Consider the following 14869-nt stretch of genomic DNA (forward strand, 5'->3'; position numbering starts at 1 on the left):
AAGTGATAACACTTAAAAATTTATAGACTTATAAAAATGTTTTAATATACCTATACAGGGTATATAAAAAATATAATTAAAAAATAAAGGAGCCAAATGACATGGGTAATATAATTACAAAAACGTATAAAGTCACAGGAATGACTTGTGCAGCATGTGCAAAAGCTGTTGAAAGAGCCGTCAAAAAGCTAGATGGAGTACAAAGTCAGAGTATAAACATGGTGACAGAAAAGTTAGAAATAGTATACGATGATAGTAAAGTTGGTTTTGAAGACTTTAAAAAAGCTATACAAAAATCAGGATATGATATATTAGAAGATACAACATATAAAAAGGTTGATTTAAAAATTGGTGGAATGACATGTGCAGCATGTGCAAAAGCTGTTGAAAGAGCTACTAAGAAATTAGATGGAGTAGAAAGTTCAAGTGTGAATATAGCTACAGAAATAGCATCAATAAGTTATGATCCAAGCAAGATTAAATTATCTAAATTAGAAGAAGCTATTAAAAAGTCAGGATATGAAGTATTAGAGAATAATAAAGATAAAAATCAAATAGATGAAGATAAATTAAGAAAAGAAAAAGAAATGAAAACTTTATTTACTAAGTTTATAATAGCTGTAGGATTCTCTATACCACTATTTTATATAGCGATGGGACCTATGATAACAAAACCCTTTGGTCCATTACCAGTACCAAGCATAATAAATCCTAATACAAACCCTTTAAATTATGCACTAATTCAAATGTTACTTGTTATACCTGTAATGGGAGCTGGGTATAAATTCTATGTAAATGGATTTAAAGCATTACTAACAAAAAGTCCTAATATGGATTCTCTAGTTGCAATAGGTACATCAGCAGCATTTTTATATAGTGTATATACAACATTTAAAATAGCAAATTATAATGGACAAATGCCTCACGGACATCATCAGTTATACTATGAAAGTGCAGGAATAATAATTGCTTTAATATTACTTGGGAAATATTTAGAATCAAGATCAAAAGGAAAAACTAGTGAAGCAATAAAAAAACTTATGGGACTTCAACCAAAAACTGCACTTATATTAAAAGGTGATAAAGAAATTGAAGTACCAATAGATGAAGTTGAAGTTGGAGATATAATAATAGTAAAACCAGGTAGCAAGATACCAGTAGATGGTGTTGTAGTAGATGGTACTACATCAGTAGATGAATCAATGCTTACAGGGGAAAGTATACCTGTTGAAAAAAATATTGGTGATAAGGTAACTGGAGCTAGTATAAATAAGCATGGAAGTATAAAATTTAAAGCAGAAAAAGTAGGTAGTGATACAGCTTTATCTCAAATTATAAAATTAGTGGAAGATGCACAAGGCAAAAAAGCACCTATTGCAAAACTTGCAGATACTGTATCAGGATATTTTGTACCAGTTGTTATAATAATAGCTATAGTGTCAGCAGCAGCTTGGGCTTTATTTGGAAATAAAGATTTAGAGTTTGTCTTAACAATATTTATATCTGTATTAGTTATAGCCTGTCCATGTGCATTAGGACTTGCAACACCAACAGCTATAATGGTTGGTACAGGAAAAGGGGCAGAAAATGGAATACTTATAAAAGGTGGAGAAGCTTTAGAACTTGCACATAAAGTAGATACTGTAATATTTGATAAAACAGGAACTATAACTGAAGGTAAGCCAAAAGTAACAGATGTTATAGTAAGTGATGATATAGATGAAAAATATATAATACAAATAGCAGCAAGTGCAGAAAAAACATCAGAACATCCATTAGGGGAAGCTATAGTTAAGTATGGTGAAGAAATAGGAATAAAATTTGTAGAAGTTAAAAACTTTAAAGCTATACCAGGACATGGTATAGAAGTAAACATAGATAATAAAAATATATTACTTGGTAATAAAAGATTAATGGAAAGTAGAGATATAAGTCTAGAATCTCTACATAAAAAATCTGATAGGTTAGCACAAGAAGGAAAAACACCTATGTATATAGCTATAGAAAATAATATAGCTGGAATAATAGCAGTTGCCGATACTGTTAAAGAAAATAGTAAAAAAGCAGTAGACAAATTACATGAAATGGGAATAAAAGTAGCTATGGTAACAGGAGATAATAAAAAGACTGCCAATGCTATAGCTAGAGAGGTTGGAATAGATATAGTAGTATCAGAAGTATTACCTCAAGATAAATCAAATGTAGTTAAAAATCTTCAAAATGAAGGTAAGTTTGTTGCTATGGTTGGAGATGGTATAAATGATGCACCAGCACTAGCACAAGCTAACGTAGGTATAGCTATAGGAAATGGAACAGATGTGGCTATGGAATCTGCAGATATTGTTTTAATGAAAAGTGATTTAATTGATGTATGTAATGCAATAAAACTAAGTAATGAGACAATTAAGAATATAAAAGAAAACTTATTCTGGGCATTTGGATACAATACAATAGGAATACCAATAGCAGCAGGGCTACTTTATATATTCGGAGGACCGCTACTAAATCCAATGTTTGCAGCAGCAGCTATGAGTTTAAGTTCAGTATCAGTAGTAAGTAATGCACTTAGACTAAAAAACTTTAAAACATACAAATAATAAAAAAGAGTTACCTTAAGCAACTCTTTTTAGTTTATAAAAAATTAATTTAAAATAGTGTAAAATGATGAAAATAAAGTTTGTAAATTAGGCAAGCTATTATTTGGTATTAGTAAATCAAAACAAGATGAACTTTAAAGAGTTAATAGTATAAAATATATAAGTAAAGAAATAATATTATTAATTAATAATATTAAAGGAGTAGACAAAATGGCAAAGTTCAACGGTGTAGTAAAGTGGTTTAATAGTGTAAAAGGATATGGTTTTATAACTTGTGATACTGGTGAAGACGTATTTGTTCACTTTACAAATATAAAAGAAGAAAATGATGAAAAGAATTTACATGAAGGTGAAGAAGTTAGCTTTGATATGGTAGAGGCTCCAAAAGGAATGTCAGCTATAAATGTACACAAATTATAAAAATAAGGAACTATCAATTGATAGTTCCTTATTTTTAATTACGGAAAAAATTATATACTTCATAAAAAATTCATATAGTTATAAATTAATTATGATAAAATTAAATATAAATAAAGATCAAATGGAGTTGATAAAATGAGTGAATCTATATTAGTTATTGAAGATGATTCAGATATACAAGAACTCATAGTTGAGTTTTTAGGTTCTAAGGGATATAAAATAGACTCAGCTAATGATGGAGTAGAAGGTATACAAAAGTTTAAGGAAAAAGAATATGATTTAATAATACTTGATATTATGATGCCAAATTTAGATGGACATTCAGTATGTAAAATGATTAGAAAAAATTCAAATGTACCTATAATATTTTTAACAGCATTAACTGACGAATCAGATCAGATAAAAGGGTTTGATTTAGAGTGTGATGATTATATAACAAAGCCTTTTTCATTTAAGTTACTTATAAAAAGAGTAGAAGCAGTGCTTAGAAGGACATCACAAACTAGTAGTGACTGTTTAATCTTTGAAGACTTAAAATTAGATTTAAATACGTATACAGCACAAATAAAAGAAGAAACTATAGAACTTACTTTAAAGGAATTTAATATACTTAAGACTTTAATAGAAAAATATCCACAAGTGGTAACTAGAGAAAGTTTATTAGATAGTATATGGGGATATGACTATTATGGAGATACAAGAATAGTTGATGCACATATAAAAAATATAAGAAAAAAATAGTATTACCATATATAAAAACAGTAAAAGGTATAGGATATACTCTTGAAAAAGATATTTAGTAAATGGGAAAAATTAAATATAAAGTATAAACTATTTACAATAACAACAGGGTTATTACTAGCATTAGCTATAATAATATACCTAATCTTATATTTTTTATTACCAACATATTATTATGAGTATAAAATAGGGAATTTCGAAAAAAGTGTAGCACGACTTAAGAAAGAATCAGTATTTTATACAACGGATGAATTAAAAGAGAAGCTACATCAACTAGAAGCGAGTCAAAATCTATCTGTTCTTTTAACTAACCAAAGTGGAAGAAGAATTTATGGTAGAACAGAATTATTAATACTTAATCATAGTAAATATATAATAAATAATAGTAGAGAATACCCTAAGAATATTACTATATATACTAAAGATTCAATACTCCCATATAATTTAAGTATAGTAATGCCGCTTCAGCCTATAGATGAAGCTACTGAGGTTATAAGAAATCTTATGCCATATATTATAGGGGTAGCTATATTAATAGCTATAATAGGTGCATACATATATACAAAAGTAATAACTAAACCTTTGATAGATATAATAGAAACTGAAAGAGAAGCTGAAAATAAAAGAAAAGAATTTATAGCTACTATATCTCATGAACTAAAAACGCCAATAACTATAATAAGTGGACAACTAGAAGGTATGATTTATAATATAGGGAAATATAAAGATAGAGATTTATATTTAGAAAAATCATATGATACTACACAAGAGTTAAAAGAATTGGTAAATGAGATGATAGAAGTATCAAAATGTGAAATATTAGAAACTGATTTGACTTTAGATACTGTTAATTTAAGCAATATGGTTGAAAATATAATAAAAAGACAAGCATTTTTAATAGAAGATAAAAATTTAAATACAGTAATAGATATAGAAAAAGATTTGTATGTAAAATGTGATGAAGATAGAATAAAAAAAGCAATAAGTAATATAATAAACAATGCTATAAAATATTCACCAAATAAAGAAACTATAATAGTGAAGCTGTACACTAAAAGTGTAAAAATTGCTAGAAGAAAAACTGATTCAAAAATATATTTAGAAGTCGAAAATACAGGCATTACTATAGATAAAAAATATCTAAATGAGATATTTAAGCCATTTTTTAGAGTAGAAAAATCAAGATCTAGAAAAACTGGAGGAAGTGGGCTAGGGTTATATTTAGTTAGTAAAATACTTCAAAGTCATGGATTTAAGCATAACATAAAAAATAAAGAGAATTCAGTAATATTTACTATAGAGTTTAATTAAACTTTCAAAGTTCATTCACTTAAAACTCATATTAAATTCATATTAAAAAGTTAATATATAAGTATAGAAAGACTAGCTTAAAAACCATAATATAATACCCTAAAATAATGGCAACACTCCCTCACATCCTCCTATGGGTTGCCATTATTTATATCCCCTATATTTTATATAGGGGATATTTTTAATTGTAAGTAAAATGTATAATTTATAAAATAATAAATTAGATTTTGTACAAAAAAAGAAAGTAATAATTTTTAATAAAATGCAAAAAATAATATAAATAAAGGAGGATATATGACTACTATGAAAAATTATATGAATAATATGAAAAATGATATGGAAAAAAGACTTGATGGAGCTAAAGAAAAAGCAGAAGATGTAAAAGAAAATGTACTAGGATTTATGGCTAATATGGAAAATCAAGTGGAAGATGGAATGGAAAGATATAAAGAAAAAAAATTTGCTAAAAATTTAAAAAAACAAATGGAAAAAGAACATAAATAAATACCTAAAAGAGCTAAATTATTTAGCTCTTTTAATATTTAAATAAAATTGTATCATTACATTTTATATTTATTATATATTTAAGATCCATATATGGAAATTGTATGGGTTAGGTAGTAATATTTAATTAGGATTCATTAAAAGTGGAGGAATAATTATGGATAGAATGAATGAAGTAAGTAAAACTAAAACAAAATTTTTAGTGACATCATCTTTATTTGCCGCACTAGTTTGTTTAACAACAGCATATATATTACATATTCCAGTAGGAGCTAATGGAGGGTATGTTCATATAGGGGATTCATTTATATATTTAGCAGCAGCTATACTTCCTACTCCTTACGCAATGATTTGTGCAGCAATAGGAGCTGGAATGGCAGATTTAGTTAGTGGTGCAGCTATATGGCTAATACCAACAATAATAATAAAGCCAATATTAGTATTATTTATAAGCTCAAATAGCGAAAAAATAATAACTAAAAGAAATATAATAGGAAGCTTTATTGCGGGATTTGTAGGATGGTTTTTATATATGATAGCAGGGGGAATTATATCAGGTACATTTGTAGGTGCATTTGTATTGTCTCTTGTAGGTTTTGTACAACCAATAGGAAGCTTTATAGTGTTTTTATTAATTGGAAGTACTTTTGATAAATTAGAAATAAAGAAAAAATTTTAATAAAAAGGAGATAGATATGAATATATTATATACAATAGGTGATAGTCTTTATGTAAACTTAACTAATAAATGTCCATGTAGATGTATATTTTGTATAAGAGATGAGAAGGATGAAATTGAAAAAAGTGGAAGTTTATGGCTAGAACATGAACCAAGTATTGACGAAATAAAGGAAGCTTTTAAAAATTATAATTTAAGCGATTATAATGAAGTTGTATTTTGTGGATATGGAGAACCCTTAGTTAGACTAGACGAAGTAATAGAAATTAGTAAGTTTATAAAAGAAAAAAGTAATGTAAAAGTTAGGGTTAATACCAATGGTTTAAGTGATTTGATTCATAAAAAGAAAACAGCAATACTATTAAAGGATAATATAGATTCTATATCAATTAGCTTAAATGCTCCAAATAAAGAGGTTTATACAAAGGTTACAAGACCTAAATACGGGGAAGTATCATTTGAATATATGATAAATTTTGCAAAAGAATGTAAAGAGTATATAAGTGAAGTAGCTTTTTCCGTTGTAGATGAAATATCGCAAGAAGAAATAGAAATGTCAAAAGTGTTAGCAAATAAGCTTGGAATAGATTTAAAAGTAAGAAATAAAAATTAAAATACTTAGAGTACACTAAAAAACTATAAAAATAAATTTATTTTTATAGTTTTTTAGTATATATAATAATAAATAAGTATTAAAATATAAATTTAAATTCAATGGGGAATATTTCATAAAAAGTAAAAAAAATATAAAAAAAGTATAAAATTTGACGGTATTTATGGTAAACTACAACTAAAAAGAAAATTAAATTAACAAAAGAACAGGAGCAAAGAGCAATGGGAATATTTGATATCTTCAAAAAGAAAAATAAAAGCAGTATTATATTATCGCCTACAAATGGTGAAATATTAGAGTTATCATATGTACCAGATGAGGTATTTTCCAACAAGATTATGGGAGATGGATTTGCTATAAAGTCAAATGATGGGGTTATAGTATCACCAGTAGATGCAACAGTTGAGATGATATTTGATACTAAACATGCTATGGGGTTAAAAACTGATGATGGTTTAGAATTACTTATACATTTAGGAATAGATACAGTGAATTTAAAAGGTGAAGGTTTCGAGATATTCACAAATGTTGGAGATAAAGTTAAAGCAGGAGATAAAATAATGAAAATGGATGTTGACTTTATAAAAAATAATGCAACATCGGATATAAGTCCTATAATATTTACTAGTTTAGAAGATGGACAGTCTGTAAAAATTGTAACAGGTGCTGTAGAAGCTAAAGAAGAAAATAGAATAGAAATAGTTAAATAACTAACAAATAGGGGGTCTTTAGATATATCTAAGGACCTTTTATATGTAATAAAATTAAATTAAAATAAATAATGACATCAACAGGAGGAAATTATATGCTTAAATTTTTACAGCGTATAGGTAAATCACTTATGTTACCTATAGCGGCACTACCAATAGCAGGTATTATGCTAAGAATTGGACAACCTGATGTAATAAAAGCATTGTATGCAGTGCCATTTATGTCTCAAATACTTCCATTTTTTGGAGCAGCAGGGTCTGCATTATTTGATAATTTACCATTATTATTTGCGCTAGGAGTTGCAGTTGGTTTATCTGATGATCAAAATGGTGCATCAGCTCTAGCAGGTGTTATATCTTATCTAACGTTAACTAATGTTACTACTAAATATTGGGGTATAAATTTTGCACCAGAAATAGCATCAACATTAAATATATCATTTTTAGGTGGTATACTAGCAGGTTTAATAGGTGGATTATCTTATAATAGATATAGAAAAGTTCAACTGCCAGAGTTTTTAGCATTCTTTGGTGGAAGAAGAGCAGTTCCTATAATGTCTGGATTAATATCAGCTATAGTAGCTATACCTTTAGCTATAGTTTGGCCTAGTATTCAAGCTTTTTTAGGAGATATATCAGCAGCTATAGCAGGGTTTGGAGCTATGGGAGCAGCATTATATGGATTCTTTAATCGTCTATTAATACCAATGGGACTTCATCATGTATTTAATTCATTCTTCTGGTTCCAATTAGGAAACTTTAATGGGACAACAGGCGATTTAAACAGATTCTTTGCAGGAGATCCTACAGCAGGACACTTTATGGCAGGATTTTTCCCAGTAATGATGTTTGGTTTACCAGCAATAGCATTTGCTATATACTGTGCAGCTAAGAAAGAAAAGAAAAAAGCGGTAGCAGGTATGCTTTTATCTTTAGGACTTACAGCTTTATTAACAGGTGTTACAGAGCCACTTGAATTTTTATTTATATTTTTATCACCAGCATTATTAGTAGCACATGCAATACTTACAGCAATATCTATGTTTATTACAGATTCACTAGGAGTACTTCATGGGTTTACATTTTCAGCAGGAGCGATAGACTATTTACTAAACTTTAACTTAGCTACTAATCCAATATATATATTACTAGTAGGGCTTGGAATTGGTGCTTTATACTTTGTAGTATTTTACTTTTTAATAGTTAAGCTAGATTTACCAACTCCAGGTAGAGAAGATGATGATGAACTTAGTTCAAATCCAATACAAAATAGTGAAGTAGCAGCAACTAGTGAAGATGAAATATCTAGAAAATATATAGAATATCTAGGTGGAGATGAGAATATAATTAAGGTTGAAAACTGTGCAACTCGATTAAGATTAGAACTAGTTGATACTAATAAAATGAATGAAAAAGGTTTAAAATCATTAGGGGTAAAAGGTGTTGTTAAATTAAGCAAGACTAGTGCTCAAGTTATAGTTGGTACGAAAGTTGAATTCGTAGCTGATGGAATAAATGAAAGTCTTAGAAAATAGAAAATAATAAGGATATCTAAATTTAGATATCCTTATTTATAATACCATGAATTTTAAACTTTATTAATTTTAGATGATTTAAGCAAGAGATGTTTTTAGTAAATACTAAGACAAAGTGTCGGTAGTAGGAGTAAATTAAATTTTTCTTGTTCAATTTTTACAAAAGTATAGCTATAATATAAAATAAATGAAAATAAAAATTATCTAAAAATAGGAGGGGGATATATGTTAAATACTAATAAAGAACATGTAGTTAAATGGTCAGTACAAGGTAAAATTCATCATCCAATAGGTGGAAATTATAGAATAAGTCACGATGGAAAACCTATGATACTTCCAGCAACAGGTGGAATATCATATAATGTATCTGTTGGTGATAGTGTTTTTAATTGGGCAGGTGACCATGTAGAGCCAGGTGTATCTATAAGAAATGAAAATAGTTCAGAAAATGCAGCATTAATGACATTTGCATGTATTGGAAATGAAGCTAAAATAGTATCAGGAGATGCTAAAGGTAAAAAGGGATATGTAACAGGTATGCATGGAGGTATAGACCATGTGTTAATATATTTTGATGAGGAAACTTTAGAAGATTTAGCAATCGATGATAAAATAATGATAAAAGCATATGGACAAGGGCTTAAGTTAAATAACTATGAAAATGTACACATAATGAATATAGATCCTAATTTATTTGAAAAATTAAACATAAAAGAAGAAAATGGAAAGCTTAAAGTTAATGTTGTAGGAAAAGTACCAGCATATTTAATGGGATCTGGTATAGGTTCTAAAAGTGCCGCTACAGATGGTGATTATGACATAATGACAGCTGATATGGAAGAAATAAAGAGATTAGGTCTTGATAAGTTAAAATTTGGCGATTTAGTATTACTTCAAGATTGTGATAACACATATGGTGTAGGATATTTAAAAGGTGCTGTAAGTATAGGAGTTGTAGTTCATAGTGATTGTGTGAAATCAGGTCATGGGCCAGGGGTAACAGTTATAATGACTTGTAAAGATGACACTTTAGAAGGTATTATAGATGAAAATGCTAATATAAAAAATTATATGAAATAAAAAATAAGGTCTTCTATTTAAATAGAAGACCTTATTTTTGAGTTAAAAGTAAGTATATCTATAGTTACTAAAAAATAAATATTTTATTTTAATATATGAGAATATGTATATTCAAAAAAGTGAAATCTATTATAAAAACAATTTTAAAGATTTAAAATTTACAAAAAATGGTATATAATATGAAAAGACTAACTAGGAGGGGCCAAATGAATAAAAGTAAAGTTGTAATAGTAGGAACAGGAATGGTGGGAATGAGCTATGCTTATTCAATGGTAAACCAAGGAACATGCGAAGAATTAGTGCTTATAGATTTAGATAAAAAAAGAGCTGAAGGAGAAGCTATTGATTTAAATCATGGACTTAGCTTTGCACCAAGAAAAATGAAGATATATGCAGGGGATTATAGCGATTGTAGTGATGCCTACATAATATGCATAACAGCAGGTGCTATACAAAATGAAGGAGAGACAAGATTAGACTTATTACATAAAAATACAAAAATAATGAAGTCTATAATAGGAGAAATAAAAAAGACAGGCTTTAAAGGAATATTATTAATAGCTACAAATCCAGTTGATATAATGACTTATGTATCATGGAAATTATCTGGTTATGATAAATCGAAAGTCATAGGATCAGGAACGACACTAGATTCAGCTAGACTTAGATATACATTAGGTGAAAGATTAAATGTAAATCCTAAAGATATAAATGCATATGTAATGGGTGAACATGGAGATTCTCAATTTGTAGCTTGGAGTTATGCACTTTGTGGATTACAACCAATATATCAAATAGCATCTAGAAAAGATAAGAATATAGATTTTGATGATTTAGAAAAAATAGAAGATGAAGTTAGAAATATAGCTTATAAAATAATTGATTGTAAAAAGTCGACATATTATGGTATAGGAATGGCTTTAACTAAGATAACTAAAGCTATACTTGAAAATGAAAATACAGTACTTACAGTATCATCATATTTAAATGGAGAATATGGAAATGAAGACGTGTATATAGCAGTTCCAAGTATAGTAAATAAAGATGGAGTAAGAGAAGTGATACATTTACCACTTGATGCTACAGAAAAAGAAAAGTTAAATGATTCTATAAAGATAATGAAAGAAAATATAAAAAAATTAGACTTATAAAAATAAATAATTAAAAGCGCTACTTAATTTTAAGTAGCGCTTTTAATTATTTATAGTTATGTAATAGTATATGAAATATTTAGAGTATTAGTTTAAACAAATTTATCTAAAATATAAAAAAACTTATAATAATAAAACTTCAATATATGGATAACTTAAAAGTAAGCACAATTTAAAAGAAAGGATAAAGTTATGAAAAAAGAAGTTAAAGTAAATGAAGGAAGGTCAGATAATAATCCACATATGGATAAGTTATTAAAAGAAAATAAAAATAGAATGGAAATTGCAGAAGAAATAAGTACTAATAAAAAAATAGGTGACATAGTAGGCGAAAGATTAGCTAAAAAACATCATTTCCCACCATGTTAAATTAAATTTAGGAGGAAACTAATGGAGAATAAATTTTCAAATGGACATTATAAAGACGCAATTGAGTATGCAAAATATATACTTTCAAATAGTTCCTCTATAAAAGAAATAGCTGAGAATATAAATGAATTAGAAAAAGAAGACGATAATAAAAAATCAAGTGATAATTAAATTAGCAACACAATAATATAGTTATAAAATAGTAGGTTAATTAATATTTATATTAAATAACCTACTATTTTATTTGAATAAATTATTTAAGTAGACGCATTTAGATATATAAATTATTGAAAAATATAAATAGAAATACTAATATTAATTATTAATGAATGAGGTAATAGAGTTTAGGGGGGATTATTATTAATAAATTACTTAATACATATAAAGGACTCCCAAAAGAGATATACATATTGTTTATAGGTAAAATAGTAAATAGTATAGGTTCTTTTGTACATCCTCTTATGTCATTGATACTTACACAAAAAATAGGAATGTCAGCTTTTGAAGCCGGTCAATTTGTGACAATGCTTGCAGTATTTCAGGCTCCATGTATGATAACTGGAGGAAAGTTAAGTGATACGATTGGAAGAAGAAAAGTTATAATAACATTTCAAGCTTTAGGTGCACTTATGTTAATTATATGTGGGCTTATGGATACTACTGTATTAACAGCTAAGATAATGATATTATCATCATGTTTTTATTCAATATCATCACCTGCTTATGATGCGTTAAATGCAGATTTAACTAATGAAGGAAATAGAAAAGAATCATACTCACTATTGTATATGGGAGTGAATATTGGTTTTTCTATAGGTCCAATACTTGGTGGATTTTTATATAAAGATTATTTATTTTTAATATTTATAGGAGATGCTATAACTACCTTAATAGCCCTAACACTATTTATATTTTATGTAAAAGAGCCAACAAAAATTAAAAAAAGCAATGTAATAGACTCAAAAGAGATATATGATGATGAATATAAAGATTTTTCTACTTTAAAAGTATTAATTAAAAGACCTATACTAATAGCATTTCCTATTATAATGCTATTATATCAATTTTCATATTCTCAATGGGGATTTTCTCTTCCTCTTCAAATGGGAGAAATATTTAAAGAGGATGGGGCAAGATTGTATGGATTATTAGGAGGATTAAATGGATTTATAGTAATTATATTAACTCCTATATTAACTAGTAAAACTAAAAAATATAAATCTATGAACATTATGTCTATAGGAGGAATTTTATATGGGTTATGTTTTTTAGTGGTTAGTTTTTCAAAAGTGATGCCATTATTTTTCCTAGCAATAACATTATTAACTATAGGCGAAGTTTTAATAGCTATTAATAGTTCGGCTTTTATAGCGAACAATACTCCTATATCTCATAGGGGAAGGATAAGTTCTGTAATACCATTAATTACTGGAATGGGATATGCAATGGGACCTATGATAATGGGGAAAATTATAGATTCAAGCTCTATATCTATAGGGTGGATAGTAGTTATGTTGGCATCTTTTATAGGAGCATTCGGACTTTTAACATTAAAAAAACTTAAATTAGAAATAAATGAAGAATAACTAGTATAAAAAATAGAAATTAATATGAATATTAAGAATAAAGTACTTACTAAATCGTACTTAAATAGATAAAATTTAAAAAAAGTTCATAAATTATTGAAAAAAAATCCTGTTATGCTATAATTAACCTATAAATACGAATTATTAAATAAATTTATGGAATAATAATCGGTTTTATAGGGGAGGAAATATAAAATGAAGAATCAAAGTTCGGTTATTTATCAACTAGATGGTAAGCCAAAATTAACAGAAGCTATACCCTTAGGTCTTCAGCATATACTAGCGATGTTTGTTGGAAATGTTACACCACTTATAATAATTTCTAATATACTTAACTTGTCATTAGCTGATAAAACTTCTTTAATACAATGTGCTATGTTTGTATCTGGAATAGTAACATTAATACAATGTTATAAAGTTGGTCCATTTGGAGCAAGGTTACCAATAGTTATGGGAACTAGTTTTGGGTTTGTACCAGTACTTACAGCAATAGGTGCTAAGTATGGATATGAAACGATACTTGGAGCATGTCTAGTAGGTGGGCTTATAGAATTAATGTTTGGTCAAAGTATGAAAAAATTAAGGAGATTTTTCCCGTCAGTGGTAACAGGAACAGTAGTTTTAGCTATGGGTATATCTTTACTTCCAACAGGTATAAATTATTTTGCAGGTGGAGTAGGAGCTAGTGACTTTGGTTCAATATCAAATCTTATATTAGGAACAGTAGTTTTACTAACTGTATTAATTTTTAATCAATATACTAAAGGGATAACTAGTTTAGCATCAATACTTATAGGACTTATAGTTGGATATATAGTAGCAATACCAATGGGAAAGATAGATTTTTCGCAACTATCTCAGATGTCTATGATATCTGTTCCAATGCCGTTTACATTCGGGTTTGAATTCCATCTAGACGCAATATTTGCAGTAGCTTGTGTATTTATAGTTTCAGCTGTTGAGACAGTAGGGGATATAACATCAATAGCCCATTCAGGGATAGGAAGAGATGCTACTGATAAAGAAATAGCAGGTGGAGTTATGGCAGATGGTATAGGAAGTGTTATAGGGGCAATGTTTAGTGTACTTCCAAATACTTCGTTTGGCCAAAATGTAGGGATTATAGCCATGACTAAAGTTATAAATAGAAATGTAGTAGCAACAGGTGCAGTATTTTTAATATTAGCAGCAGTATTTCCAAAATTTGGAGCAATAATATCTTTAATGCCTTCAAGTGTATTAGGTGGAGCTAGTGTAATGATGTTTGCAATGATTGCAGTTAGTGGGATAAAGCTTATAACTAGTGAGCCTCTTAATAATAGAAATAGCACAATAGTAGCACTTTCATTAGGAGTTGGCGTTGGATTATCATTTGTTCCAGGAGTTCTTTCTAATATGCCAGAATCTATACAATTAATATTTGGAGATTCAGGACTTGTATTAGTTGCAATTATAGCAGTAGTTTTAAATATAGTACTTCCAAAAGAAGAAAAATCTGTAGAATTAGAAGTTAAATTAGAAGGTCAAATATCTTAATACAAAATAAAAGATAGTTATTTTTATATGTAAAAAT

Annotated in this window: 14 protein-coding genes and 1 pseudogene; all 15 read left to right on the top strand. The window is 27.8% G+C overall.

Annotation, left to right across the window (positions count from 1 at the left end; all coding sequences use genetic code 11):
* The first annotated feature begins 101 nt into the window (after positions 1–101).
* The gene (locus FRIFI_RS04275) at positions 102–2597 is read left to right on the top strand and encodes a heavy metal translocating P-type ATPase (protein WP_166505078.1); all 2496 of its coding nucleotides are present in this window, start codon (positions 102–104) and stop codon (positions 2595–2597) included.
* 210 nt (positions 2598–2807) lie between these two features.
* Complete coding sequence (locus FRIFI_RS04280) at positions 2808–3017, top strand: cold-shock protein (protein WP_092926654.1); 210 nt, start codon at positions 2808–2810, stop codon at positions 3015–3017.
* A gap of 135 nt (positions 3018–3152) precedes the next feature.
* A pseudogene (locus FRIFI_RS04285) lies at positions 3153–3817 on the top strand (response regulator transcription factor).
* Positions 3801–5069, top strand: coding sequence for a sensor histidine kinase (locus FRIFI_RS04290; protein WP_092926650.1), 1269 nt, complete (start codon positions 3801–3803; stop codon positions 5067–5069). The pseudogene FRIFI_RS04285 and the gene FRIFI_RS04290 overlap by 17 nt, the downstream one beginning before the upstream one ends.
* A gap of 294 nt (positions 5070–5363) precedes the next feature.
* Positions 5364–5573: a hypothetical protein gene (locus tag FRIFI_RS04295; RefSeq protein ID WP_092926648.1), complete on the top strand. Its 210-nt coding sequence runs from the start codon at positions 5364–5366 to the stop codon at positions 5571–5573.
* A 157-nt stretch (positions 5574–5730) separates the two neighbouring features.
* Positions 5731–6252 carry a TIGR04002 family protein gene (locus FRIFI_RS04300; RefSeq protein WP_092926646.1) on the top strand — a complete coding sequence of 174 codons (522 nt, stop codon included), beginning with the start codon at positions 5731–5733 and terminating at the stop codon, positions 6250–6252.
* 16 nt (positions 6253–6268) lie between these two features.
* Entirely contained in the window at positions 6269–6865 is a 597-nt protein-coding gene (locus tag FRIFI_RS04305; RefSeq protein WP_092926644.1) for a TIGR04100 family radical SAM protein, read from the top strand.
* A 221-nt stretch (positions 6866–7086) separates the two neighbouring features.
* Complete coding sequence (locus FRIFI_RS04310) at positions 7087–7575, top strand: PTS sugar transporter subunit IIA (protein WP_092926642.1); 489 nt, start codon at positions 7087–7089, stop codon at positions 7573–7575.
* A 95-nt stretch (positions 7576–7670) separates the two neighbouring features.
* On the top strand, positions 7671–9110 hold the full coding sequence (gene nagE, locus FRIFI_RS04315) for an N-acetylglucosamine-specific PTS transporter subunit IIBC (RefSeq protein ID WP_166505080.1): 1440 nt from the start codon (positions 7671–7673) through the stop codon (positions 9108–9110).
* A 225-nt stretch (positions 9111–9335) separates the two neighbouring features.
* Positions 9336–10190, top strand: a complete 855-nt coding sequence (locus FRIFI_RS04320; protein ID WP_166505081.1) for a DUF4438 domain-containing protein — start codon at positions 9336–9338, stop codon at positions 10188–10190.
* Between the two features lie 206 nt (positions 10191–10396).
* The gene (locus FRIFI_RS04325; protein WP_092926636.1) at positions 10397–11341 is read left to right on the top strand and encodes an L-lactate dehydrogenase; all 945 of its coding nucleotides are present in this window, start codon (positions 10397–10399) and stop codon (positions 11339–11341) included.
* A gap of 192 nt (positions 11342–11533) precedes the next feature.
* Entirely contained in the window at positions 11534–11710 is a 177-nt protein-coding gene (locus tag FRIFI_RS04330) for a hypothetical protein (RefSeq protein WP_166505082.1), read from the top strand.
* 21 nt (positions 11711–11731) lie between these two features.
* Positions 11732–11881 carry a hypothetical protein gene (locus FRIFI_RS04335; RefSeq protein WP_166505083.1) on the top strand — a complete coding sequence of 50 codons (150 nt, stop codon included), beginning with the start codon at positions 11732–11734 and terminating at the stop codon, positions 11879–11881.
* Positions 11882–12120: 239 nt separating this feature from the next.
* Entirely contained in the window at positions 12121–13296 is a 1176-nt protein-coding gene (locus FRIFI_RS04340; RefSeq protein ID WP_092926634.1) for an MFS transporter, read from the top strand.
* A 195-nt stretch (positions 13297–13491) separates the two neighbouring features.
* Complete coding sequence (locus tag FRIFI_RS04345) at positions 13492–14832, top strand: uracil-xanthine permease family protein (RefSeq protein ID WP_166505084.1); 1341 nt, start codon at positions 13492–13494, stop codon at positions 14830–14832.
* Positions 14833–14869: the final 37 nt, after the last annotated feature.

Source organism: Romboutsia hominis, from assembly GCF_900002575.1.
Classification (GTDB): Bacteria; Bacillota; Clostridia; order Peptostreptococcales; family Peptostreptococcaceae; genus Romboutsia_C; species Romboutsia_C hominis.

Bases quoted from the DNA above. Each gene is read 5' to 3' on its own strand.
- FRIFI_RS04325 (WP_092926636.1), top strand. From the start codon at position 10,397: ATGAATAAAAGTAAAGTTGTAATAGTAGGAACAGGAATGGTGGGAATG.
- FRIFI_RS04345 (WP_166505084.1), top strand. From the start codon at position 13,492: ATGAAGAATCAAAGTTCGGTTATTTATCAACTAGATGGTAAGCCAAAA.
- FRIFI_RS04320 (WP_166505081.1), top strand. From the start codon at position 9,336: ATGTTAAATACTAATAAAGAACATGTAGTTAAATGGTCAGTACAAGGT.
- FRIFI_RS04275 (WP_166505078.1), top strand. From the start codon at position 102: ATGGGTAATATAATTACAAAAACGTATAAAGTCACAGGAATGACTTGT.
- nagE (WP_166505080.1), top strand. From the start codon at position 7,671: ATGCTTAAATTTTTACAGCGTATAGGTAAATCACTTATGTTACCTATA.
- FRIFI_RS04305 (WP_092926644.1), top strand. From the start codon at position 6,269: ATGAATATATTATATACAATAGGTGATAGTCTTTATGTAAACTTAACT.
- FRIFI_RS04295 (WP_092926648.1), top strand. From the start codon at position 5,364: ATGACTACTATGAAAAATTATATGAATAATATGAAAAATGATATGGAA.
- FRIFI_RS04310 (WP_092926642.1), top strand. From the start codon at position 7,087: ATGGGAATATTTGATATCTTCAAAAAGAAAAATAAAAGCAGTATTATA.
- FRIFI_RS04300 (WP_092926646.1), top strand. From the start codon at position 5,731: ATGGATAGAATGAATGAAGTAAGTAAAACTAAAACAAAATTTTTAGTG.
- FRIFI_RS04330 (WP_166505082.1), top strand. From the start codon at position 11,534: ATGAAAAAAGAAGTTAAAGTAAATGAAGGAAGGTCAGATAATAATCCA.
- FRIFI_RS04335 (WP_166505083.1), top strand. From the start codon at position 11,732: ATGGAGAATAAATTTTCAAATGGACATTATAAAGACGCAATTGAGTAT.
- FRIFI_RS04280 (WP_092926654.1), top strand. From the start codon at position 2,808: ATGGCAAAGTTCAACGGTGTAGTAAAGTGGTTTAATAGTGTAAAAGGA.